The sequence below is a fragment of the Pseudoalteromonas sp. TB25 genome (assembly GCF_000497995.1).
Taxonomy (GTDB): Bacteria; Pseudomonadota; Gammaproteobacteria; order Enterobacterales; family Alteromonadaceae; genus Pseudoalteromonas; species Pseudoalteromonas distincta.
On the sequence record NZ_AUTI01000279.1, the window covers coordinates 1 to 25,700 of the forward strand.

Annotated in this window: 19 protein-coding genes and 2 pseudogenes; 7 read left to right on the forward strand and 14 right to left on the reverse strand. The window is 39.7% G+C overall.

All coding sequences use genetic code 11. From position 1 onward, the window contains the following. From L652_RS0109500 to L652_RS0109520, 4 genes are all read left to right on the forward strand, one after another. On the forward strand, positions 1–3,162 hold a 3,162-nt coding region (locus L652_RS0109500; protein ID WP_024603424.1), incomplete at its 5' end, for an Ig-like domain-containing protein. Between the two features lie 9 nt (positions 3,163–3,171). Beyond that, positions 3,172–4,005 carry an MBL fold metallo-hydrolase gene (locus L652_RS0109505; protein WP_024597121.1) on the forward strand — a complete coding sequence of 278 codons (834 nt, stop codon included), beginning with the start codon at positions 3,172–3,174 and terminating at the stop codon, positions 4,003–4,005. A 128-nt stretch (positions 4,006–4,133) separates the two neighbouring features. Further along, complete coding sequence (locus L652_RS0109515) at positions 4,134–6,245, forward strand: adenylate/guanylate cyclase domain-containing protein (RefSeq protein WP_253947736.1); 2,112 nt, start codon at positions 4,134–4,136, stop codon at positions 6,243–6,245. Then, positions 6,217–7,884 (forward strand): HD family phosphohydrolase, encoded by a 1,668-nt coding sequence (locus L652_RS0109520; RefSeq protein ID WP_024597119.1) that lies wholly within the window; start codon positions 6,217–6,219, stop codon positions 7,882–7,884. The genes L652_RS0109515 and L652_RS0109520 overlap by 29 nt, the downstream gene beginning before the upstream one ends. 289 nt (positions 7,885–8,173) lie before the next feature. Here L652_RS0109520 and L652_RS0109525 read toward each other — a convergent pair whose 3' ends face one another. The 14 genes and pseudogenes from L652_RS0109525 to L652_RS0109585 all read right to left on the reverse strand — a co-directional run bounded on the left by L652_RS0109525 (position 8,174) and on the right by L652_RS0109585 (position 21,248). Beyond that, a complete protein-coding gene (locus L652_RS0109525; RefSeq protein ID WP_024597118.1) occupies positions 8,174–9,601 on the reverse strand; it encodes an NAD-dependent succinate-semialdehyde dehydrogenase in 1,428 nt (475 codons plus the stop codon). 247 nt (positions 9,602–9,848) lie between these two features. Then, positions 9,849–10,187, reverse strand: coding sequence for an ISC system 2Fe-2S type ferredoxin (gene fdx / locus L652_RS0109530; protein WP_002958430.1), 339 nt, complete (start codon positions 10,185–10,187; stop codon positions 9,849–9,851). Between the two features lie 11 nt (positions 10,188–10,198). After that, a pseudogene (gene hscA, locus L652_RS01000000123620) lies at positions 10,199–11,849 on the reverse strand (Fe-S protein assembly chaperone HscA). Then, positions 11,771–12,043: an Hsp70 family protein gene (locus L652_RS1000000125605; RefSeq protein ID WP_275451731.1), complete on the reverse strand. Its 273-nt coding sequence runs from the start codon at positions 12,041–12,043 to the stop codon at positions 11,771–11,773. The pseudogene hscA and the gene L652_RS1000000125605 overlap by 79 nt, the downstream one beginning before the upstream one ends. A 41-nt stretch (positions 12,044–12,084) precedes the next feature. Beyond that, positions 12,085–12,612, reverse strand: a complete 528-nt coding sequence (gene hscB, locus L652_RS0109540; protein ID WP_024597117.1) for a co-chaperone HscB — start codon at positions 12,610–12,612, stop codon at positions 12,085–12,087. A gap of 82 nt (positions 12,613–12,694) precedes the next feature. Beyond that, positions 12,695–13,018, reverse strand: a complete 324-nt coding sequence (iscA, locus tag L652_RS0109545; RefSeq protein WP_002958427.1) for an iron-sulfur cluster assembly protein IscA — start codon at positions 13,016–13,018, stop codon at positions 12,695–12,697. A 12-nt stretch (positions 13,019–13,030) separates the two neighbouring features. Next, positions 13,031–13,414, reverse strand: coding sequence for a Fe-S cluster assembly scaffold IscU (iscU, locus tag L652_RS0109550; RefSeq protein WP_002958426.1), 384 nt, complete (start codon positions 13,412–13,414; stop codon positions 13,031–13,033). A 41-nt stretch (positions 13,415–13,455) separates the two neighbouring features. Further along, entirely contained in the window at positions 13,456–14,673 is a 1,218-nt protein-coding gene (locus L652_RS0109555) for an IscS subfamily cysteine desulfurase (protein WP_002958425.1), read from the reverse strand. Between the two features lie 24 nt (positions 14,674–14,697). Further along, the gene (gene iscR, locus L652_RS0109560) at positions 14,698–15,189 is read right to left on the reverse strand and encodes a Fe-S cluster assembly transcriptional regulator IscR (protein WP_002958424.1); all 492 of its coding nucleotides are present in this window, start codon (positions 15,187–15,189) and stop codon (positions 14,698–14,700) included. A gap of 237 nt (positions 15,190–15,426) precedes the next feature. Then, complete coding sequence (gene trmJ / locus L652_RS0109565; RefSeq protein WP_002958423.1) at positions 15,427–16,152, reverse strand: tRNA (cytosine(32)/uridine(32)-2'-O)-methyltransferase TrmJ; 726 nt, start codon at positions 16,150–16,152, stop codon at positions 15,427–15,429. Between the two features lie 160 nt (positions 16,153–16,312). Next, on the reverse strand, positions 16,313–17,068 hold the full coding sequence (locus L652_RS0109570; RefSeq protein WP_024597116.1) for a class I SAM-dependent methyltransferase: 756 nt from the start codon (positions 17,066–17,068) through the stop codon (positions 16,313–16,315). Between the two features lie 57 nt (positions 17,069–17,125). Beyond that, positions 17,126–18,304: a response regulator gene (locus tag L652_RS0109575; RefSeq protein WP_024597115.1), complete on the reverse strand. Its 1,179-nt coding sequence runs from the start codon at positions 18,302–18,304 to the stop codon at positions 17,126–17,128. A 139-nt stretch (positions 18,305–18,443) separates the two neighbouring features. Then, a pseudogene (gene prlC, locus L652_RS01000000123625) lies at positions 18,444–20,487 on the reverse strand (oligopeptidase A). Between the two features lie 86 nt (positions 20,488–20,573). Next, positions 20,574–21,248 carry a DUF2461 domain-containing protein gene (locus L652_RS0109585; RefSeq protein WP_024597114.1) on the reverse strand — a complete coding sequence of 225 codons (675 nt, stop codon included), beginning with the start codon at positions 21,246–21,248 and terminating at the stop codon, positions 20,574–20,576. Between the two features lie 78 nt (positions 21,249–21,326). On the opposite strand from L652_RS0109585, the gene gorA reads away from it, so the two are divergent. From gorA to L652_RS0109600, 3 genes are all read left to right on the forward strand, one after another. Then, complete coding sequence (gene gorA, locus L652_RS0109590) at positions 21,327–22,685, forward strand: glutathione-disulfide reductase (protein WP_024597113.1); 1,359 nt, start codon at positions 21,327–21,329, stop codon at positions 22,683–22,685. 93 nt (positions 22,686–22,778) lie between these two features. Beyond that, positions 22,779–23,999, forward strand: a complete 1,221-nt coding sequence (locus L652_RS1000000125385; RefSeq protein ID WP_008467214.1) for a site-specific integrase — start codon at positions 22,779–22,781, stop codon at positions 23,997–23,999. Beyond that, complete coding sequence (locus tag L652_RS0109600; protein ID WP_008467212.1) at positions 23,996–25,699, forward strand: hypothetical protein; 1,704 nt, start codon at positions 23,996–23,998, stop codon at positions 25,697–25,699. Before L652_RS1000000125385 ends, L652_RS0109600 begins: the two co-directional genes overlap by 4 nt. The last annotated feature ends 1 nt before the right edge of the window (position 25,700 follow it).

The following is a 25,700-nucleotide window of genomic DNA, read 5'->3' on the forward strand; positions in this document are numbered from 1 at the left end:
GCAACCTCAGCTGACATTGGCTCGGTCTCAGTAGTTGGCAATCAAATTCAATACACCCCTGCACCCAATGCAAATGGACTCGCAACTGTTGTTTATACGGCAATTGATAGCAACGGTGGTGCCAGTACAGCAACACTATCTATTACTATTACTCTCGTAAACGATGAACCCATTGCAAATACCGACACGGCGACTATGGATGAAGATGCTGCGCCGCTACTCATTGATGTGCTGGTTAATGATACAGACGCGGATAGTGATAGCCTAAGCATAACAGCAGCGTCAGTCGATAGCGGNGTTGTCGATAACAAACTACAGTACACACCGGCTGCAAATACCAACGGTATTGTTGTTGTCAGTTATACTGTAAATGATGGGAATAACGCTACAGATACTGGTAGTTTATCAATTACGATTACTCCTATTAACGATGCTCCAGTTGCGTCAAACCAAGGTTTTAATATTAGCGAAAACGCAACCGATGGTGACACTATTGGGACTGTTAGTGCCTCAGACATTGAGAACCAAAATTTAAGTTACACCCTGCTCAGTGGTGCCCCCATATTCGAAATAAATAATGATTCTGGCTTATTAACTGTAAAAGGTGAAAGCCCGTTTGATTTTGAAACAACTCCTCAGTACATATTGAGCCTAGCTATTACTGACGATGGTACGCCTAACGAAACAACTACTATTGATATAATAATTGATGTCACTGATGATGCGGAGCCTCTAGTTCCTGTTGAAGATGAAACATTTGGTCGCCCTATAACAGGTGAACTTGAGCTTTCGGGTGTTTTTTCAAGTGGTGAATTTAATGACAGTATTGAGCTAAATAATAACCTTTACTTTGTAGGTTTTAGTAATAACAGCGACAAAGATATTGTTATTGCATCCTATACAACGAGTGGTGTGATAAATACAGCATTTAACAGTGATGGCGTTAAGGTATTAGATTTAGAAAATGATGAAGAAGCAACTGCTATTATCTCTGATGGTACAAGCCTCTTTGTTGCTTACACTAGTTTTGATGGCACAAATACCGAAGCATGTTTGTTGAAAATGAATACCGCTGGCGTATTAAGTAATAACTCTGGAGATAATAATTCAGGTATTCACTGTACCGCATTAGCAAGCACTCTCGTTATTAATGACCTTGAGTTTAGCGACAATAAAATTCAAGCTGTTGGTAAGTCATTTAATGGTAACGACGACGATAGCTTATGGATAAAATACGATATATCTACACTCGCTTATGAAGCCGGAAGCCCTAAAATAGTCGATGTGAGCGGTGCTAATAGAGATGACGAAGCGTTTGCTATTAAAAACTTTAATAGCTCTGATCTTATGGTTGCCGGCAGTGTAACAAGTGCAACTGGCGATAAAGACGTACTTATTCGTTATTTAATTTCTGATGGTGAAAACAACGGAAGTTTTAATGGTAGCGCAGCATTATCGTTCGACTTGTCTGAGAATAATAAAGATGACGAATTATTTGCAATTGGCGGCGCTAAAAACACCGAATTTACAGCTTTTGCAGGTGGTTACATAACTCGTAACAGTGGTGAAAAAGAAGCCGTGGTTTTGGCTATTGATAAAACGGGTACTCTTATAACGAGTTTTGGTGATGCAGGTACTGCTATTTACGATATTGATGGTAACGGTGGTGCAGGTAATGGTGGCGCGAACGTAACAGGCGTAAAATACGAGCCAATTAAAAATGAAATTACTTTATCTGGCACTACCGGTGTTTCAGCTAACGAAAAGTTATTTTCTGCCCGTATTTTAACTTCAGACGGCTCACTTGATAGTACTTATGGTGCATCAGGTATTAATATCATTTCAGATATCAATGGAAAACAATTTGCCAAATCAGCAACTATAGATGCTAATGATACTGTATGGATATCGGGTGTTGTTGACGACTCAACCACCAAACCATTTGTTGCTGCAGTTGACGAGCAAGCCACATTATTTACCAACTTTGCAGACGTTGGTTATCTTGCTTTTGATACTATAAGCGCAGAATCTGACGATCAATCAATGCACGTTTTACAACTTAGCAATGACCCTCATGCCGGTAAGTACATTCTTGCATCAACGGCTAAATCGGACTCAATTACTAAGTTAGTATTAACACGCTTTACGAGTGCAGGTGATATCGATACTAGCTTTAGCGAAAGTGGCCATAAAGAAATTGCCATAGATTTGAGTAAGTCGCGTGTTGCTTTAACCGAGCAAAGCGACGGCAATTTAGTTATTACAGGCTCTAAAAATAGTGAAAATGGTGAAGCGGGCTTTGTAGCTAAAGTTGATCAGTCTGGTAATTTAGACTCTTCATTTGCTACAGATGGTGTATATACAACTTCTGTCAGTGGCGCAGAATTGGTAAACCTGACAGATATTGCACTTGATAACAGCGGTAACATTATTACTGTTGGGTCAATAGTAACAAGTGGCACTCCTAGCCCAATCGTTATAATGTTGACGCCAGAAGGTACTCTAGAGCCTAACTTTGGCACTGGCGGAAGTATCATAGGCTCAGCTTTTGAGTACTATAACCGCGTACATACCGACAATGCAGATATTTTCATTGGTGGTAAGTCTGTATTAAGTGGCACTTCAAAGCTAATCGCATTGAAGTTGAGCTCAAACGGTACTGAAACCTTTAAATATGTAGGTGAAGAAACTACAGATACCGACAATAAAATAGTGCAGATTTTAACTGACACAACGGGTAAGTTATATTTAATAGCAAACCTTATTGATTCGCCAAATAAAGCCAATGTTATTAGGTTGCTTGTTACGGGTACGCTTGATACTAGCTTTGCCGTAAACGGTGTCGGTGAATATACTTTGGCCTCAACCGGTAACACTGAGCTAAGTGGTGCAGCGCTAGATAGCAGCGATCAACTTATTTTAGCAGGCAAGGCTAACAATAAAGGAATGTTAGCGCGCATTTTAACTGATGGTACTTTAGATAATACGTTTGGATCCAGTGGTGCCGGATTTTACGAAGCAAGCCAATGTACCAGTACACATGTATTTACTTCAATCATCTTACAAAATGACACCCAAGTAGTTGTAAGCAGCACCTGTAATGACACTAACTCTAACAATGTTAGTATTTCTAAATTCAATTTTGTAGAAGATGGAGCTTAGCCTTAAATTATGAAAGTTGAATTTTTTGGTGTTAGAGGCTCAATGGCTTCAGCAGGAAGTAATACACACATTTTTGGAGGAAATACCTCATGTGTGTACATCGAACAAAATAATGGCAAAGATCTCATTTTAGACTCTGGTACCGGTATTGTAGAACTCGGTATACGTTTACTAGAAACACAAAGTCCTATCAATATTTTGCTAACGCATAACCATTGGGACCATATTCAAGGGTTTCCTTTTTTTAAACCTATTTACCAACCCAACCGTGATATAACTATTACTGTGGGTAACGTTGATGATAAAAAAAGCCAAGATGCCATATTAAAGCAAATGAGTGGTTCGTACTTTCCGGTGTGTTATCAAGATTTACCTGCCAGCATTACGCTTAATACTGATTTATCGTCTCAAAAGCAATTTACACTTAATGGTTTTTTGGTTTCGACTGCTCCACTAAATCACCCTGGTGGTGGTACTGCTTATTGTATTAAAGCAGATGAAAAAAAGGTGGCTTACGTTACCGACAATGAGCTAAATCCGCCAGAAAAAGCAAACACAAGTATTAGCGAATGGGTCAACTTTATTGAAGGCGCTGATTTACTAATTCATGATGCTCAATTTATAGATGCAGACTTGCCTCTTAAACATGGTTGGGGGCATAGCACCATAGATCAGGTGGCTGAGCTTGCTATAAAAGCGAGTATTAAAAATGTGGTTATTATTAGCCACGATCCATCAAGAACCGATGAACAGTTATTAGCTATAGAAAAATATTTACACACGCAGTACTCTCAACAGGTAAAAATAGAATGCGGCCGAGAAGGACGAGTTTTTGATTTTTAGTCTATCAAGGAGCGCTACTCATTAGCTCCTTAAAACCAATTACTTCAAAGCACTTTTTCATTGGCGCTGTTATTACATTATTAATTGCATCAATAGAGCTATTTTCAACAGGGTCGCTTGCAAAGTTAGTGAACCGCGTAGAAGGTATAATATACGACTCTCGTTTATTACTGACGCTTTCAGAGACGCCTAGGCGCATCGATGAAACCGTTGTAATAATTGATATCGATGAAAAGAGCATGCAAGAACAAGGACGCTTTCCTTGGAGTCGCTCAAAAGTAGCTGACCTTGTTACAAAGCTTACCGATGCAGGTGTTATTGTTATTGCATTCGATATATTTTTTTCTGAACAGGAAGAAAACCCTGTTACAAAAATTATGTCTGAGATTCCTGATTTATCAAAAAAGTACACCATCCCCTTTGCTGAAATTACTAAACAAGTCGATGCAGACTCAAAGCTAGCAAGCGCATTATCTAAAAATGATACTGTTCTTGGTTTTTTATTAATTGATGAACAACTCACAAATCAAAACTTGCCAGCTAAAAGCAGTGTTGTATGGGCAAATGCAGATCATACTAATTCACAAATAAACCAGTTTCCTGGTGCTATTGTAAATATTCCTCAGTTACAAAATGCGACAACGGGTACCGGTTTTATCAATGCACATAGCGATGAAGATGGTTTTATACGTAAAGCAGCTCTTGTAAATCGAGTTGGCGATACACTCTACCCTTCTTTAGCACTTGAAGTTGCTCGGCTGTATACCCTTGCTGAAAACATAGAAACCCGTTCCAATATGTTAGATGGTATAACCTTATTCGAAGGTATAAAGTTTCAAGATAAGTGGATTCAAACTGATGAGTATGGGCAAGTATTAATTCCTTACAAAGGCCGTGCGCATAGCTTTCCTTATTATTCGGCTACCGATATTTTGACTCAGCGAATTGGCTCAGAGGAATTAGAAGGCACTGTAGCGTTTATTGGCACATCGGCAATTGGGCTCGCTGATTTAAGATCGACACCGGTTGGTTTGCAGTACCCTGGTGTTGAGGTACATGCCAACATATTTGAAGGATTAATGCACCCAGAACTACTTCCATCTAAACCTAATTGGTCACTGGGGGCAAGCTTACTCATCATTGCATTAACTGGTGGCGTATTATCGTTTTTTAGCCACGGTAAGAGCGCACGTTTTATTATTATTTTGTCTCTTATAGTCACAAGTGTCGTTATATTTTCAAACGTTTATTTATGGTCAGTACAAAAAATTAGTTTACCTTTATTAATGCCTCTTTTACTCATCATTATATTAGCCGGTTATTACATCATTGTAGGCTCTATCGCTGAAATGAAACACAGCCGAAAAATAAAATCTATGTTTGACCAATATGTTCCTCCTGAGCGTATAAACCAAATGATACTGCAAGGTAAAAGTTTATCTCAAAAAAGTGAGCGAAAAAATATGACTGTGTTGTTTGCCGACATTCGTAGTTTCACTTCACTATCAGAAAGTATGACCCCTCATCAGTTAAGTGAATATTTAAACGAATATCTTACGGCTATTACCAAAATCATATTTGATCATCACGGAACTATTGATAAGTACGTAGGCGATATGGTGATGGCATTTTGGAATGCCCCACTAAAAGATGAAAATCACGCTCGCCATGGTGTTGAAGCCGCAATGTCTATGATCCACGGGTTAACGAAAATAAATCAGTTATTTGCAGAAAACAACCAGCCTGCAATAAAAATAGGTATCGGTTTAAGTACTGGCGACATGAATGTAGGTGATATGGGTTCGGTTTACCGTAAAGCCTATACAGTTCTTGGTGATACTGTTAATTTAGGTGCTAGAGTAGAAAGCTTGACCAAATTTTATGGCGTAGCTATTCTTGTTACAGAAGAAACGATGAAGGAATGCCCTCATATTTCATTTCGTTTAATAGATAAAGTACAAGTTGTCGGAAAAACAACGGCTATACAGTTGTTTGAGCCTATAAATTTTACAGATAAGCTCGATGAAGAACAGTTAAATGAAGTTAAAAAATCACAGCAGGCCATGACGCTTTTTTATAATAAAAACTGGCCACAAGCGCTTAGCTTATTTAAAGAACTACACAGCACGACCGTATTTAGCTCTGACGTTTATACCATTTTTATCGAACGTATTAAGGGCACTGATTTGCAAACACTAGCTAAGGATTGGAATGGTGCCTTCAAACATACTAAAAAGTAGTAAACATATGCGACAGCACATTAAAGACAAAACAAACCTTCAGCATTTTATCGATATTAGTATTAGGCTAACAACAGAAAAAAACTCGTCTAAGTTACTTGATGAAATACTGCAAGTTGTGATGTCGATAGCAAATTCTGATGCTGGCAGCATTTACTCTATTACCCCAAACAAACAACTCAAGTTTGAAACGGTAATAAATAAGTCATTAAATCTTTATTTAGGTGTAGGTGGCACTTTAGGGAGCCCTGTAGATTTTCCTAATATAGATCTTTTTATTGATGGCAAACCAAACGAAACAGCTATTGTTGCCCACTCTGCAAATTCCGGCGAAGTGATTAACATTCCTGACGTGTATGATGCCCTGCCCTTTGATATGAGCGCAGCTCGCAAAATGGATGCCCGCACGGGTTACCGCTCTGAGTCCATGCTAACAATTCCTTTAAAAGATCATGAAGATGACATTATTGGTGTAATCCAGCTTATAAATGTAAAAGATGCGCAAAATAAAAATATCCCTTTTAGTGAAGAGCTTGTCACTCTAATTCGATCTTTTGCCTCTTTAGGCGCTATTTCACTAACTAACTCGACACTAATTAAGGGAATGGAAGATCTTTTTTCGACCTTTGCTGAAACAATTGCGATGGCAATAGATGAAAAGTCTCCTCATACCGGTGGCCATTGTAAACGAGTGCCAGCACTCACGTTAATGCTAGCAGATGCCGTGCATGATATAAATAAAGGCCCTTTGGCTTCATTTTCTATGAGTGAAGCTGACCGACATGAGCTTGATATAGCAGGCTGGTTACATGACTGTGGGAAAATAGCGACTCCCGATCACATTATGGAAAAGTCGACAAAACTAGAAACTATTTTTGATCGAATAAAATATGTAGATGCTAAATTTGAAATAATTAGCCGAGATTTAAAAATAGCGTATCAGCAAAAAATCATCTGTGCGATGAAGCTGCAAAAACCTATCGAAGTTCAACAATTTGAACGCCTACTTGATACCGAGCTTAAACAGTTGGCATTAGACCGTGCATTATTACAGCGTGTGAATGTAGGGGGCGAGTTTTTAGGTGATGCAGAACTTGAGCACATTGAACGCATTGCAAACAAATACCAACTCGTTATAAATGATATTAATACACCATTGCTCTCAGCTGATGAAGTTGAAAACTTAACAATACGAAGAGGCACGCTAACCGAAGCCGAACGTGAAGTAATGAAACGTCATATGGATGTAACTAAAAATATTTTAGATGCCCTGCCGTTCCCTAAACACTTAAGCAATGTGACTGAATATGCTTTAGGTCATCATGAAAAACTTGACGGTACTGGTTATCCAAGAGGTTTAACCAAAGAGCAAATGTCGGTGCCTGCAAGGTTAATGGCTATTACGGATATTTTTGAAGCGCTATCTGCGGTAGACAGGCCCTACAAAAAAGCAAAACCGGTCAGTGAGTGTTTATTTATTTTAGGCTCAATGGTTGCTAAAAACCATCTTGATGCTGACATTTTTGCTATTTTTATTGAGTCGCAAGTCTATAAAAATTATATCAATGAATATGCTAACCCAGAGCAGCTAGATGAGGTAGATTTTGATAACTTACCCGGTTACACACCTATAAGTTAGCACCTATAAAGCCATGCCTTTATTCAAAATACGCTTATTACAGCCTATACCTATCCAAACAAAAAAATGCCACCTTACGGTGGCATTTACACACGGGGTTATTTCTACTTATAGAAATCCTTTTACTTTTTATTTGTTTTTTTATGTTGTTTTATTAACAAAAAATATGGCTCCAAAGGTAGCATTTAGTGCTCTGTGTAGCAACAGTAAAAGATAAAGTTCATATATCTGCCATATTAACGTCATAAAAAAGCGCGAAGTAAATTCGCGCTCGTATACTTAACGGGCGTTATATTTTAATACACACGTATTTTTCTTCTAGGTACTCATCCAGCCCTTGATGCCCACCTTCTCGGCCCAAACCAGATTGTTTAACGCCACCGAAAGGCGCTACTGGGTTTGATATAACACCTTCATTTACACCTACCATACCAAATTCAAGCCCTTCACTAATTCGGTAAATTTGCTTAATATTTTGGCTGTAAAAGTAGGCTGCTAGACCAAATGGTACATCGTTAGCAAGTGCAAGCACTTCACTTTCTTCATCAAAAGGAATAACCGTTAATACTGGACCAAATACTTCTTCGTGGTAAATATCCATCTCTGTCGTTACGTTGTTTACTATTAATGGGTTTTGAAAGCTGCCACCTAAGTCACTATTATCGCCAATCAACGTAGCACCTTTATCGAGTGCGTCTTGTACTAACTGTTGTACTTTCTCTTTGGCTTTAGGGTAAATGAGTGGGCCAATATCAACATCGTCTTCAAAACCATTTGCCACTTTTAACGCTGCAACCTTAGGCGTGATTTTTGACAGTACTTTGTCGAGAATATTACGCTGTATAAAGATACGGTTTGCAGCAACACATGCCTGCCCACTATTTCTAAATTTAGCCGCCATTAGCCCTTCTACAGCTTCATCTAAATCTGCATTATCAAAAATGATAAAAGGCGCATTGCCGCCAAGCTCCATCGAGGTGCGTTTAATTGTGTCTGCACATTGCGACAGCAACTGCTTACCTACACCGGTAGAGCCGGTAAATGTAAACTTACGCACGATTTCTGAGTCAGTCAGCATTTTACCTACTGTTTTGGCATCTTGTGAAACCAGTACATTAAATGCACCTTTAACAAAACCAGCTTGATCGGCCAGATAAGCAAGTGCGATAGCGCATAGTGGCGTATGTTCAGAAGGTTTAAGTATAAAGCTACAGCCCGCAGCGTAAGCTGGAGCTACTTTACGAGTAACCATAGCAATAGGAAAGTTCCACGGTGTAATCCCAGCTACAACACCGACAGGCTGCTTAAAGCTAGTTAAACGATGCGAGTCATCTGTTGGCGGAATTACATCTCCGTAACTACGTTTGGCTTCTTCTGCAAACCATTTGATAAAACCTGCACCGTAGTTAATTTCGCCAAGGGATTCTTTGAGCGGCTTGCCTTGCTCTTTGGTCATAAGCTCTGCAAGTGTTTGTTTGTGTTTTATAACTAGCTCATACCAGCGCATCAAGGTTTCGCTTCGCTCAGTGGCATTCGTCGTTTTTAACTTAACAAAAGCCCCTTGAGCTGCGGTTATTGCGCTATTTACACCCTGCTCGTCAATATCGCTTACTTCAACAATACTTTTTTCGGTAGCGGGATCGTTAACGCTAAAGCGCGTATCGGTTTTATAAAATTCGCCGTTAATAAATGAGTCTGAGAAAATAAGATTACTCAAAATAAACCTCCAAAATAGATTTTAGGGATTGGGTTGAACTCGTAGCAGCGGGTTTACCCCGCGTTTATATAATCTGAAAAAATACGTGATCATTTTGATGTTCAAGTTTGAGATTAGAAAAATTTAACTTAAAACGTTTGAGATTTAAAAACGCGACATAAAGTCGCTGCTACGTATTTATAAATGCTTTCTTGAAACAAAAAAGCCGCTGTATCAAACAGCGGCTTTTAATATATATCGTTAAAAACTAGTGCTCTTCATTAACGATATTGAGATTGTACTTAGGTATTTCAACCACTAGGTCTTCATCTCTTATAATTGCTTGGCAACCAAGGCGTGACTCAGGCTCTAAGCCCCATGCTTTATCTAGCATGTCGTCTTCTAGCTCATCACTTTCTTCAAGTGAGTCAAATCCTTCACGAATCACTAAGTGACACGTAGTACATGCACAAGACTTTTCACAAGCATGCGCAATGCTAATACCATTTTTAAGCGCAGCGTCGAGTACCGTTTGACCTGTAGGAGCTTCAATTGCAGCGCCGTCAGGACATAATTCAGGATGTGGAAGAAAAACAATTTGTGGCATTCTAATCTCTCTTAAATGTTGTCTACTGACTGCCCTGTAAGGGCCTTTTTAATTGATGCATCCATTCTACGCGATGCAAAGTCGCTACTCGCATTATCGACTTTTTCGATAGCTGCTTTAATTTCGCCAGGCTCTTGTGCATTTTCGCGCACTTTTACCAGTTCTGCAATTTCAGCGCGTAAGTTAGCTAGTTGCATATCGTCAAGTAATGCACCATCGGCTTCAAGTGATGCGTTAAGCGCTTCTATTACGCGCAACGCTTCTACTTGTTGCTCTTTAAGCATACGCGCTTGCATGTCGCCTTTAGCGTTGCTCATTGATTCTTTTAGCATGTTAGCTACTTGGTCATCAGATAAACCAAACGAAGGCTTAACTTGAATCTCAGCTTGTACACCTGTTGATTTTTCCATAGCTGAAACACTTAATAGGCCATCAGCATCAACTTTAAAGGTTACACGAATATGCGCAGCGCCTGCCGCCATTGGTGGAATACCTTTTAAGCTAAACTTAGCAAGCGATCGACAATCATCAACAAGCTCACGCTCACCTTGCAGCACATGTAATGACATGGCTGTTTGACCGTCTTTAAACGTTGTAAATTCTTGTGCGCGTGCTACCGGAATCGTTGTATTACGCGGAATGATTTTTTCAACCAAACCACCCATAGTTTCAAGGCCTAGCGATAACGGTAATACATCAAGCAATAACATGTCAGAATCGGGCTTATTGCCAATTAACACGTCGGCTTGAAGCGCGGCACCTAAGGCTACAACACGATCAGGATCGATTGAAGTTAGCGGCTCTTTATCAAAAAAGCTTTGTACTTGGCTACGTACCAATGGCATACGGGTTGAACCACCTACCATAATAACTTGCAGCACTTCTTCGTTTTCAATGCCAGCATCTTTTACAGCACGACGACACGAGCGCAGCGTTTTTTTAATTAGTGGCATAGCCATTTCATCAAACGTTTCGCGCGTTACTTCAACGGTGTATTTTTGATCGTCAAACTCAAGGCCCACGTTTACTTTAGCGTATTGGCTTAATGCTTCTTTACACGCTTTTGCTTTATTGATAAATAAACGTAAAACTGAAGGTGATAATGCTGACACACCTGTTTGCTGCTTAAAGTAATCAACAAGGAGCGAATCAAAGTCATCGCCGCCGAGGCTAGAGTCGCCACCGGTTGCCATTACTTCAAACACACCTTGGTGTAATCTAAGTACTGATATATCGAACGTACCACCGCCTAAATCGTAAACAGCAATAATACCTTCTTGACCTGAATCTAAACCATAAGCAACCGCTGCTGCTGTTGGTTCATTTAATAAACGTAGTACGTTAATACCAGCAAGCTCTGCGGCATCTTTAGTACTTTGGCGCTGTGCGTCATCAAAGTAGGCCGGTACTGTAATTACAGCCCCTAAAATTTCTTGGTTGCCAAAACTTTGCTCAGCTCGTGCTTTTAATGCAGCTAAAATATGGCTTNCCTGCCGCAGTTTCTATTGCTAGCGCACCATTGTGCTCACAAAATTCATACGGTAGTTGCCCATAACTTTGCTCTATTTCAGCCTGAGTTTTACCTAAAAAACGCTTAACCGAAATAAGTGTGTTAGCAGGATCTTGCGTTGCTGCTTGTGCAGCTTCTGCGCCAACAGTAATACCGCCTGCTTGATAACGAACAACCGANCCGACGGTAACATAGCCGCGCCAAGATCATCAGTTAACGTGCGGGCTTCGCCACTTTGCACTGTTGCAACTAAAGAATTAGTTGTACCAAGGTCAATACCAATCGCTAGTTTATGTTCGTGTGGTGCCGCGCTTTGCCCCGGCTCAGCAATTTGCAATAATGCCATAATGCTCTTTAAACTCGTGTTGCTCGCTTTGCAGCAAGTAATTAATCGTCAAATAAACTGTCTTCGATACGCTCTAGTTCTTCACGTAACTTATAAACAAACTTCAGTTTACGAATATTATCTGCGGCAAGTTGATATTGCTGCTCATCGTTACTTGCTAATTGCTCAGCAAGTTGTGCACTGTATTGCGCATTTAATTGCTTAATTTGTTTTTCAAAATTTACAATGGCGGTATCAGGATCGCTAGCTGATGTTAGCTCTTCAAGTTCTTCGCGAAGTTCCATTTGCTGCATTAAAAACATTGGATCTTGCAAGGTTTGCTGCTCTGCACGAATATCAACGCCTAGCTCACTCAACATATATTCGGCACGTTTTACTGGGTGCTTTAATGTTTGTAGCGCATCGTTAATTTCGGCGGTGCTTTGCACAGCCATTAACTTATCGCGGCTGCTCGCATTCGCGTGGCGATCGGGATGTACAGTACGCTGTAATTCCAAGTAGTGCTTGTTAACCGTTGCTAAATCAATATTGTAATCAACGGGGACTGCAAATAATTCAAAGTAACGCATAACTTCAACCAATAATATTCAGAAATAACAAAGCCCTACATTAACTGGCAGGGCTTATTTATACTACAAAGATATTTAAAGCTTAAACAGTAAAGCTTTCGCCACAACCACACTCATCTGCTTGATTCGGGTTATTAAATTTAAACCCTTCATTTAAGCCTTCTTTAGTGTAGTCGAGCTCTGTGCCATCGATGTAAACTAAGCTTTTAGCGTCAACAATTAATGTGACACCTTTAGCCGCAAAAGTTTCATCGTCTTCGTTTAAATCGTCAACAAACTCAAGTACATAAGCAAGACCTGAACAGCCCGTCGTTTTAATGCCAACGCGCAGGCCTAAACCTTTACCGCGGTTTGCTAAAAATGATTGTACGCGGTTTGCTGCCGCATCTGTCAATGTCACTGCCATGAGTTTCTCTTCTTACTTCGCTTGTTTGCTTTTGTAGTCTGCAATTGCTGCTTGAATTGCGTCTTCGGCTAAAATTGAACAGTGGATTTTCACTGGTGGCAACTCAAGCTCTGCACTGATATCAGTGTTTTTAATTGTCGCTGCTTCGTCTAGCGTTTTGCCTTTAACCCACTCTGTTACAAGTGAAGAAGAAGCAATTGCGCTACCACAACCGTAGGTTTTGAATTTTGCATCTTCAATAACGCCAGTGGCAGATACTTTAATTTGCAGTTTCATTACGTCACCACATGCTGGTGCGCCTACCATACCCGTTGCCACTGACGGATCGTTCTTATCTAGAGTACCTACGTTACGTGGGTTTTCTACGTGGTCAATTACTTTATCACTATAAGCCATTATTCTATCCTCATTACCTGCTAGGGTATGTGCTCACACTATTAGTGGTGAGCCCATTCAACTGAATCTAAATCAATACCTTCTTGATGCATCTCCCAAAGTGGAGACATCTCACGTAGGCGACCGATAGAGTTTTTCATTAATTCGACGGTGTAATCAATCTCTTCTTCGGTAGTAAAGCGACCAATACTAAAACGAATTGAGCTATGTGCTAATTCGTCGTTACGGCCAAGTGCACGTAATACATAAGAAGGCTCTAAGCTTGCAGATGTACAGGCTGAACCTGACGATACTGCAATGTCTTTTACTGCCATAAGTAACGACTCACCTTCAACAAAGTTAAAGCTGATGTTTACAATACCCGGTACTGATTGGTCTTGTGTGCCGTTAAAGTATACTTCGTCCATATCAGCCATAATGCCGTCGATTAAACGATTACGTAAGGCGCTGATGTGTGCGTGATCTTTTTCGAAATCTTGCTTAGCAATTTTAAACGCAGTACCCATACCCACTAATTGGTGAGTTGCTAGTGTACCAGAGCGCATACCGCGTTCATGTCCGCCACCGTGCATTTGCGCTTCAAGGCGAGCACGTGGTTTACGACGAACGTAAAGTGCACCAACACCTTTAGGGCCATACACTTTATGTGCAGAGAACGACATAAAATCAACTTTAAGCTGTTGCACGTCGATTAATACTTTGCCCGCGCTTTGCGCTGCATCTACGTGGAACATAATTTTACGTTCGCGACACATTTCGCCAATAGTCGCGATATCTTGAATTACACCTAGCTCGTTATTAACGTGCATGATGCTTACAAGTACTGTGTCGTCACGCATTGTGTCGGCAAGTTTTTGTAAATCAAGTAGGCCGTTTTCTTCAACGTCCATGTAAGTTACTTCAAAACCTTGGCGCTCAAGCTCACGACATGTGTCGATTACAGCTTTATGCTCAGTTTTAGCGGTAATAACGTGCTTACCTTTTTTCTTGTAAAACTGTGCTGCACCTTTAATAGCAAGGTTATTTGATTCTGTTGCACCCGATGTGAAAACAATTTCACGTGGGTCTGCATTAATTAAATCAGCAATATCTGTACGCGCTTGGTCAACAGCTTCTTCTGCTTGCCAACCAAAACGGTGTGAGCGTGACGCAGGATTACCAAACTTACCGTCCATTGTCAGGCACTGCATCATTTCTTTAGCAACACGTTCATCAACAGGCGTGGTCGCTGCGTAATCTAAATAAATCGGTAACTTCATTTCTCTCTCCGCTGCAGGTCAACCTTAAAGTTGACAGCTTACTTGAATGTTTTCCAACTGCTTAATTGCATTATTGATACTGTTATCTTGGCGCGATGCTATTTCTTTCACATCTGATTTTTCCACCAATTCAGCAAGGGTAATATTATTCAAAAATTCTTCTATGCGTGCGCTTAAGTCTGACCACAAATTATGTGTTAAACAACGCATACCACTCTGACAGCCGGTATCGGCACCTTGGCAACGTGTTGCATCGACCGATTCGTCTACGGCGCTAATAATATCGCCAACAGAGATAACGCCCGCTTCACGCCCTAGTAAATAACCACCACCAGGTCCACGAACAGAACTTACTAGGCCATTTTTACGTAAACGAGCAAATAATTGTTCAAGGTAAGACAAAGAAATTTCTTGTCTTTGTGAAATATCAGCAAGGGCTACAGGACCTACACCTGTGTGTAGTGCAACATCCAGCATAGCTGTAACGGCATATCTGCCTTTTGATGTTAACTTCATAACGCCCCCTGCACAAAAGAGTGCAAATTTTAATTACCAGAGTAAATTAGTCAAGTATTATCACTTGATAAAAATTTGATTTATAAACTCTTACTTTTTAAATTGTAGAGTTAACAAACTTTCAATACTTGACCTCTTTGGTCAAGTATTACAGCCATTGTAATTACCTGAGTATTTTAGTCAAGTATTAGCTAGTTATTTACCCATTGGTTTTTATAACTAATAGCTATACCTAAGTTACTTAGGGATAGACTTATTAATTGAGGTGAGAATACCGCGTAAAATATTCATTTCGGCATCTTCAGGGTGAGCTCGGTTAAATAAACGACGTAATTTAGTCATAACTAAACCAGGGTGCTGTTTGATAATAAAGCCTGTTTTGAAAAGCGTCTCTTCAAGGTGCTCATAAAACAGCTCTGTTTGTTTTGAGCTTGGGTAAACAGCATCGTCTTCTTCAACCTTTTTAGGTTGTTGATTTAAAAACGCCATACGTGTTTCGTAACTAAGTGTTTGTACGGCCATAGCTAAATTAAGCGAGCTGTACTCTGGATTAGCAGGAATACATACGTGGTAATTACAAAGCTGTAATTCTTCATTAGTTAAGCCGCTGTTTTCACGACCAAATACTAGCGCTACAGGACCATTTACAGCTTCAGCAACGAGTTTTTCACCACATTCACGTGGTTCAACCATTGGCCACGAAAGCGTACGAGAACGCGCACTTGTGCCAATTGTTAATGTACAGTCAGCGATAGCTTCTTCAACAGTACCTACAATAACTGCATTGCCTAAAACATCAGTTGCGCCTGCAGCTAAAGCACTTGCTTGGCTGTCTATTTCACAAGCAGGATCAACTAAATAAAGCTTTGATAAACCCATGGTTTTCATGGCGCGAGCCGCCGAACCAATATTGCCCGAATGTGACGTGTTAACTAAAACAATGCGAATATCATCTAAGATCATTACTGTGCTACTTTGCTATGCCAAAAAAAATTGCGCAAATTCTAACATGAAAATGTAATAAGATCCTAGATTCAAAAGGCTAGATCCTAAGATCCAAGCCAATATAACGATTCTTACATGGGTAAAATTCTAGGGATATACCACCAATTTGTTTTGATGTTTAAACCATTGCCGCCTTTACATAAACATCAAAACGGTTCTTTTTGGTTTTAATTTGCATACTTGGGGTTTTTTCGTTTAAGAATGGCGCATAATCGGGGCGTTTTACAACGACACGCTTACTGGCAAGTGGATAGGCAAAATCAAGTAGGTTGTCAGCGTCGTTGTCTGCACCAACAAGCTCTTGGAATACGCGCATTTCTTTTTTAACTAATGCTGATTTTTCGCGATGCGGGAACATGGGATCTAAATAAACAACATCAGGCATGCTTTCGCATTGAGAGAGCAAAGTATGACTTGAGCCAAATATTAGGCTCATGTTTTCTTTCATCCACAAACCAATTTCAATATCGCTATAGGCTCGCTTTAAACCATCGTATAAAAGTGCAGCTACAACCGGGTGACGTTCATGTAATATAACTTTGCACCCTAGCGAGGCAAGTACAAAACCATCTCGCCCTAAACCAGCGGTAGCATCAAGTACAACAGGCGTTGCGCCTTTATTTAAACCCACCGCTTTGGCAATTGCTTGCCCTTTACCACCGCCAAACTTACGCCTATGGGCGGCAGCACCGGTTACAAAATCAACGTTAATTGCACCCAGTTTAGGCTCGTCGGTTTTAAATAGACTTAACCCTTTATCATCGTAATGTAAGCTAAAGCCACTGCAATTTTGCGCCCATTGGGCTAAACCAAAGCGTGTTTCTAATTCATTTAAATAAGGGCGTAACTCTTTAAAAGCACACTGAATAACCACAATAAACTCCGACGATAAAATACGCCTGTAGTATATCAACCGCTTTACTTTAAAGCACTAAAATAGCTCTATATCACTATGATGATTCGTATTGACCTTTGCGGCTTCCGCTTTAGTACGTAAATTAGATATAAGTTCATTGCGGCTTTCGGCAACTTGTTTAAGCTGATATTTGATAAAGGCTAAATCACTATTAGCCGATACAAATAACTGCATTGTTTGATCCAATTGAGATATATATAAAGTGAGATCCGCAGGATTTGCTTGTGTTTGTTGTAGCTTAATAGCGCAGTCAAGTTCATGTAGCTGCTCTATAAACTCTTTAGTACTTTTGTTTTGCTCTACATTTTGAGTAGTTAACTGCTTAACAATATCTTGAAGGGCTGTACTTATTTGAGCTGCCTGCTCATAACTGCTTTCGCTTCTTTCCATGGTAACAACCTTCTCGTTGGTTACTTCTAATATATGCGGGAACAGATCTTTGTAGCGCCCATACAAAGCATCGTTATCAACTGGCATATTTTTTATCAAAAGGGACACTTTGGGATAATTAATGATAGTGCTGCTACCAATATCAACAAATCGTTGAGCATTTCGATGTTGCTCAAGCAGCTCTTGTTCTAACGGGCAAACACCACTTTGCTGGCTGTAAAAAATACCTTTTCCTTGATACCAAAACACCACCACAACATCTAAATTTAAAGGAGCAAAAAAGGTAAAAAAGTATTCACTCAACGATTGAAAGTTATTAGCGTGATAACTTTGTCCAACGTAGCGCATTATACGCCCCATATCGCCTGAATCTGTCATCGCTATTTCCGCTGTTTTATTCGCTTTTGCTATATCCAGTTTTAGCTTTGCACATTTTTGCCTATATTCGTAAAGCACTTTTATACGCGCTATTAACTCTTCTGCATTAAAAGGTTTTGTAATGTAATCAGATGCGCCAACACTATAACCTTTTACCCGATCGCTTAGCTCTATTTTAGATGAGAGAAACATAACGGGAATATCTTGAGTGCTTTCACTGTGCTTTATCGTTTTACATACGTCATAACCTGACATACCTGGCATTTCAATATCGAGTAAAATAATATCTGGGTTGTATTTATTGGTTAGCCTTAATCCTTCATCGCCATCTTTTGCATGAATTATTTTACAAAACCCTGCTAAAGACTCTTCAATTATATGATGAACATACTTGTCGTCATCAATTGCCAATACCAACTTTGCCATGCCTTAGTCCATTTTATTAGGTGTGCTAAAAGCATAGTACGGTAGGATGAAATTACTAAAAATTATTAGATAATAATTTTAAAATAATAAAAAAGCGCCATTAAGGCGCTTTAATTTGGTTTGTGCTAAATATTAATTTTTAAACAGCAATACCGCTATGGCGTAGTAACGCGTCAACATTAGGCTCACGACCACGGAACTTTTTAAATAATTCCATTGGCTCTTCACTGCCGCCTTTTTCTAAAATATTTTGCATGAAGGCTTGACCGGTTTGCGGGTTAAAAATACCTTCTTCTTCAAATTTAGAATAAGCATCAGCAGAGAGTACTTCAGCCCATTTATATGAGTAATAACCAGCGCTGTAACCGCCTGCAAAAATGTGGCTAAAGCCATGTTGAAAACGGTTAAACTCAGGAGGCTTAACGACCGAGGTACGGCTGCGTACGTCATCAAGTACTGCTTGAATTTGACACTCTTCACCCACTTTATAATCATTGTGGATTTTAAAGTCGAATAACGAGAACTCAATTTGACGTAGCATTTGCATGCCTGAGTTGTAGTTTTTAGCCGCTAGTAGCTTATCAAGTAGCTCTTTAGGTAACGGCTCGCCCGTTTCATAATGACCTGAAATAAAGCTCAATGCTTCTTCTTCATAACACCAGTTTTCTAAAAACTGACTAGGAAGCTCTACCGCATCCCACGCCACGCCATTAATACCCGCAACAGGAGCAGCATCAACTTGTGTAAGCATGTGGTGAATACCATGACCAAACTCGTGGAATAAGGTTGTCACTTCGTCATGAGTAAACAATGCAGGTTTATCGCCAACCGCTTTATTAAAGTTACACACTAAATAAGCCACTGGAGTTTGCAGTTCGCCGTTAGCACGTACTTTACGACCCATACAGTCGTCCATCCACGCCCCGCCGCGTTTACGGTCGCGCGCATATAAATCGAGATAAAAACGTCCGCGTAGAGTATTGCTACTATCTACAATTTCAAAAAAGCGTACATCTTTGTGGTAAGTATCAAAGTCAGTAACTTCTTTTACGCTAATACCAAATAAGCGGTTAACGGTTTCGAATAAGCCACTTAATACTTTATTTGCTGGGAAGTAAGGACGCAGTACTTCATCTGAAATAGCGTACTTTTCTTGCTTAAGTTTTTCGCTGTAGTAACCAAAATCCCATGCCTGTAATTCAGAAATACCATGTTTTTGCTCAGCATAGGCTTTTAACTCTGCCACTTCTTGCTCTGCTTGTGGTTTTGATTTAGCCGCTAGGTCTTCTAAAAACGAGAATACTTGCGCCGGTGTTTCGGCCATTTTAGTTGCCAGTGACTTTTCAGCGTAGCTGTTGAATCCTAGTAATTGTGCAAGTTCATGGCGAAGCGCAAGCTCCTCATTCATAATTGCTGAGTTATCAAACTCACCGGCGTTAGGGCCTTGATCTGATGCGCGCGTAGAAAACGCGGTGTAAGTTTCTCTGCGTAATTCGCGGTTATCTGCATAAGTCATAATTGGTAAATACGATGGGAAATCAAGGGTAAATACCCAACCGTCTAACTCTTTACTTTTTGCCGTATCGGCTGNCTGCAAGTGCAAGAGCCGATTCTGGCAAGCCAGCTAAGTCGCTTTTATCAGTAATATGTTTGTGCCAAGCAAGTGTGGCATCCATTACATTGTTGCCAAATTTTGAGGCAAGTTCTGATAAACGCGCGCTAATTTCGCCGTAGCGTTTTTGATCTTCTGCTGATAATGCAATACCCGATAATTTAAAATCACGTAGCGCATTAGTAATTGTTTTTTGCTGTGCTGTAGTCAGCGTTTTAAATTCGTCGCTGTTATAAAGCGTATTATACGCGTTGTATAAACCTTGATGCTGACCTACAAATGTTGAATATTCAGATATTAACGGTAAGCACTGCTCGTAAGCTTCACGTAATTCGTCGTTATTCATTACTGAATTTAAATGCGATACAGGGGAGAACATACGCGATAATTTATCGTCCGCTTCTTCAAGGGGTAATACTAAGTCATCCCACGTGTACGAACCTTTCGCTAGCACGTCATCAATGGCTTTACGACAAAGCTCAATACCGTCTTTTAGTGCTGGTACTACGTACTCAGGCTTTATTTTTGAAAATGGTGGTAAGCCTTCAAGGCCAATTAGTGGGTTGCTCATAAATACTCTCTTTGCGTTAATGCATTACGTTTTAAATTGGGTCTAAAAGTAAAAAAACAACTCAACTGCTTTCAAGTTGTGTAATTTTAATATGGTTGCTCCAGAGCAAAACACAAATAACCCATTAATGAATCAGCCACTTTATAATGTTCTAGTACCGTATCAACTAAATTATTGCTACATACTTGTTTTTGAGTAAGCGAGCTAATGGCTATAAAGTCTTTTCGCTTGAGCTCATCTATTAAGGGATGCTCTTTTTCAAAACCTCTTGGTGGGCGTTTTAGCGACTCTCCTGACATTTCAAATATAGATTTAAATTGCTCATCATAAATTGCTTTTTTATAGCTATTTGGGTTTTCATCTATGCAGGTTCTAATTGCATTAAGCGCCTTTGATTCTGGGCGCCAAATACCAGCACCTACAAAACATTCGTCATTTGCTAAGTGAAAATAAAAACCAGGGGCGTGTACGTCTTTTCCCATAAAATGGCGAAATTGAATCCCTACATTAATTTTATATGGGGTTTTATCTTTACTAAAACGCGCGTCTTTATGGATTCTCATTAAACTACCGCCGACTTTTTTATCTGATGCGACAAAATGGCTAGAAACCTCAGCAAGTGGTGCTTGCATTTGCCTAATGAAATCTAAAGCGGGCTCTCTTACGTATTCCTCATACTGTGATTTATGGTCGTTAAACCAGTCTCTATTATTGTTTTGATCAAGCTGAGCAAGAAATTCGAATGTTTTTTTACTAAACATAGGTCACCTAAACACTCTTTATTTTTAAAACTTAATGTTATGCTAATGCGCATAAAACTCAACGCCTAAGGACATAAAATGACACAACACTTTGATTATATTGCAATCGGTGGTGGCAGTGGTGGTATTGCCTCTGCAAATAGAGCGGCAATGCGTGGCGCTAAAGTAGCACTTATAGAAGCAAAACACATGGGCGGCACGTGTGTAAACGTGGGCTGCGTACCTAAAAAAGTAATGTGGCACGGTGCTCAGGTTGCTGAAGCAATTAATTTATATGCCCCAGATTACGGCTTTAATGTTGAAGTTAAAGGCTTTGATTGGAGCAAGTTAATAGAAAGCCGTGAAGCCTACATAGGCCGAATTCATAAAGGTTATGACAGTGGCCTTGCTAGCAATGGCGTTACTGTAATTAAAGGCTTTGCTAAATTTGTAGATAATAAAACAGTTGAAGTAAACGGCGAGCACTACACAGCCGATCATATATTAATTGCAGTAGGCGGCCGCCCAAGTATTCCGCATATTGAAGGTGCTGAACACGGTATCGATTCAAATGGCTTTTTTGAACTAAAAGAGCAACCTAAGCGCGTTGCAGTTATTGGCGCAGGCTACATAGCCGTTGAGCTTGCTGGTGTATTACATGGTTTAGGTACTGAAACACATTTATTTGTTCGTAAGCATTCTCCACTTCGTAACTTTGACCCATACATAGTTGAAACACTTGTTGATGTTATGGCTGCTGAAGGCCCTACTCTTCATACAGAATCTGTACCTCATAAATTAGTTAAAGAAGATGATGGCTCTGTAACGCTACATTTAGATAATGGCAAAACTCATAACGTTGACCAAGTAATTTGGGCCATTGGCCGCCAGCCAACAACAGATGCAATTAATGTTGCCGCTGCCGGCGTAGAAGTTAACAGCGATGGTTTTGTTAAAGTTGATGAGTTTCAAAATACCACAGCTAAAAACGTTTATGCGGTTGGCGATATTATCGAAAACGGTATTGAACTTACGCCTGTAGCAGTTAAAGCAGGGCGTACTTTATCAGAACGCTTATTTAATAAAGAACTACCTGATGATTTAAAAATGGATTACAGCCTAGTTCCTACTGTTGTATTTAGTCACCCACCAATTGGTACTATTGGCCTTACTGAGCAAGAAGCTATTTCTCAATATGGCGAAGAAAACGTTAAGATTTACCAATCTGGCTTTACGGCTATGTACACAGCGGTAACTAAACATCGCCAGCCTTGTAAAATGAAGCTTGTATGTGCCGGCCCAGACGAAAAAGTAGTTGGCCTACATGGTATTGGTTTTGCGGTTGATGAAATGATTCAAGGTTTTGCAGTTGCCATGAAAATGGGCGCTACTAAAGCTGATTTTGATGCCGTTGTTGCGATTCACCCAACAGGTTCTGAAGAGTTTGTTACTATGTAAATTTTTCTCTGGAAAAGTGAAACTTTACATTTGCTAACTCTGGAAAACGAACTAAGCTGACCAAGTAACGTACAATTTTTGGTCGGCTTTTTCATGCTCACAATAGTTCAATCAGATGATTTTAAAACTGAGATCCAAACTCCCTTTTGCAAAACAAAATCAAGCATTCAGCTAAAAGGCTTTCCAACTTTTTATGAAGATGGTGAATACGTCATGCCAATAAACCTTTGGATGAATCACCTCATTAACGTTAAGCGCGCAAAAAACATCAATTCAAACGTTCGTGCCATAAGTCGATATTGGCGCTTTTTAAAAAGCCATGAACTCTCTTGGAAAGACTTTCCAACTATCAAATCAAATAAGCCCACATATATTTTCCGAAACCAAGATCTTTTGGCCTCAGTGAAAGCCGGTGAGCTAAATAGTTCAACAGCAGCTGTATATATGAACCATATAATTAAATTCTACGAGTGGGCATATTACGAGAGGTTAATTAACTTCTCTAAGGAAAATAAACCATTTGAAGTAGAGTTTGTTAGCATCAAAACGACTGGGATGCTTGCGCATATCAATCGTAATTATGTTGTTAGAAGCTCAGACTTAAGGATCAGGGTCCCAAGGCGTACACCAGAGCAAAGCTTGAATCCCCTTACAGAAGATGAGGTAAAATTATATTCGCGAGCACTCAAAGAACAGTCAATTGAGTTCCAAATACATCAACTATTACAACTCATGTGCGGCCTTCGTATAGAAGAAGCCTGCACCTTTCCTGCTAATCTAGTGAATAGATGTGACCCGAATAAATACCATATTCAAGTTAGTATAGGACCTCATAACGGTGTACTCACCAAATTTGGCTCAGTCAGAACTATCGAAATTCCAACACTGTTAATGAACAAGATGCATCGCTACTTGATTAGTGAGCGTCGCCAGAAAAGAGAGTCTAAAACCGATAAACCGATTACGGAATTATTAATTACCAATCGAGGTAAACCATATACTACCAATGCAATACAGCGTCACTTTAGCTTAACTCGTAATTACATACGCAATGAGCTAAATACCCACTTTCAGCATAGAACTCACGATTTACGTGCAACTTACGGTACATTTCGCCTTGCGTCCCTTTTAGACGAAAAAGTTGGGTTGTCACCATTCGATGCTATGTCATTAATCATGGGGTGGATGGGACATAAAGATGAGAAAACAACTTGGCGATACCTGAACTTTATAAACCGAAGCAAGGCATCGATACGTGCAGTTTGCTTTTTAGATCAAGTTATGGAGTCAGTCATTAATGAGGATCTCTCGTGATTAACAAATCAAATTTAAATATTGACCTTAAACTTAAGTTAAATATTTATGGTGATCAATTTGTATACCCAGACTTTCAAAGATTTAGATACAAAGGCGTGCCTAAACTTTTTGAAATGCATCGGGGTACTTTGCTTAACCGAGACAACCAAATTATTAAGTGGTATCAAGCATTCAAAGCTAATACAGAATATACTGACACAACAATGAATACCCTTTTTAGAACATTTACACGGTATGTGAATATTTGTGACAGTATTCCAGTAAATCCAGATTCAAAAGAGGGTATCAATGCATTTGAAACAGCTCTAGTTCACAGCGTTAGAATTGGCAGCAAAAGTTCAAACACAGCAAAAGGTGAATTAAGTAGTATAAGAACAATAATGAAGATGCTAGATCACCCTGTTGATGAGTGGTTTTCTAAATTCAAACTATTTCGCAGCCAAATAAATCCAACTCAAGCATACTCAGAATCTGAATTGAAAAAGTTAATTAAAATACTAAAAGAACTATATTTTCAGCTTTCCAAGCAAATTCAAACCTCACCTAAAGAATACATTCAAGCAAGGAGAAGCGACCAATACGCGAGCTTTTCTTTTAATAAAATCGAAGTGCCTGTAAGTGGTGCTATTACCAAGTGTTACTGTGCTGCATATTTCTTACTTGCCTATTACACATGGGCAAACGCTAGTACGATAAGAGATATGGATATCCCCAAAGCTTCACAAAAAAAGGGACAGCAAGGTAAGTGGTTTGTGCAAACAGCGTTAAAGAAGAGAGCTAATAAATTTGTTACCATCGAGCTCGGCGATAATCTTAGCACAGACATTCCAAAGCATGCGCTAAATTTTATTAATGACCTTATCACCCTTACGCACGTGCTGTTTCCAGATGCCAATAGACTACTTCATCAATGTCTAAACGGGATAAATAAGCCCTTGTGCCCAACGCATATTCGTTCCAATATGAATTGGCTAATTAATATATTCGATTTGACTGATGACAATGGTCAACAACTTAGGCCTGAAGCTAAACGCTTTAGAGCTACAGGTGCATCTAATTACTTAGCACTCACAGGAAACTCACTCGAAACATCCATGTTGCTCAATAACACACCTGATGTAGTTCGAAAGCACTATAGCAGAGGTAACGAGTCAGAAAATAACGCCCAACTTCAAGCCACAGCTAACACCTTAGAAAATGCAATTAAATGTGGCGATATTAGTAGAGCACGAGAACAAACTCTTGAGCAAATGAATCTAGAAATACTACCCTATGATGAATTCGTAAACCGCTATGCTAAATCAGGGAATGGTCAAAAAACACCTTTAGGTACAGGTTGCAAAGACCCCTTTGATAACCATGGTGACCGTTTTCGACGAAAGGCCTCTATCGATAGCGTTGACATGACCCATCTTGCCTGTGCAGACTTATTAAATTGCTTTTCCTGCCCAAATCAAGTGCTGGTTGAAGAAGTTGATGATATTTGGTGTTTATTGAGTTTTTATGAAGCGTTAGAGGATGCCAAAGAAGATCACCTCAACATGTCACACTTTAAAAACAATTTTGATCGAGTACTAAGAAAAATAAAGCAAGTGCTTTTTAGTATCGACTTAAAAGTGCGCAGGCAAGCTGAGCGGAAGCTACATACAATTGGTCGCCACCCTTTTTGGCCCGATACGCTTAATTTGGTTTTATAAG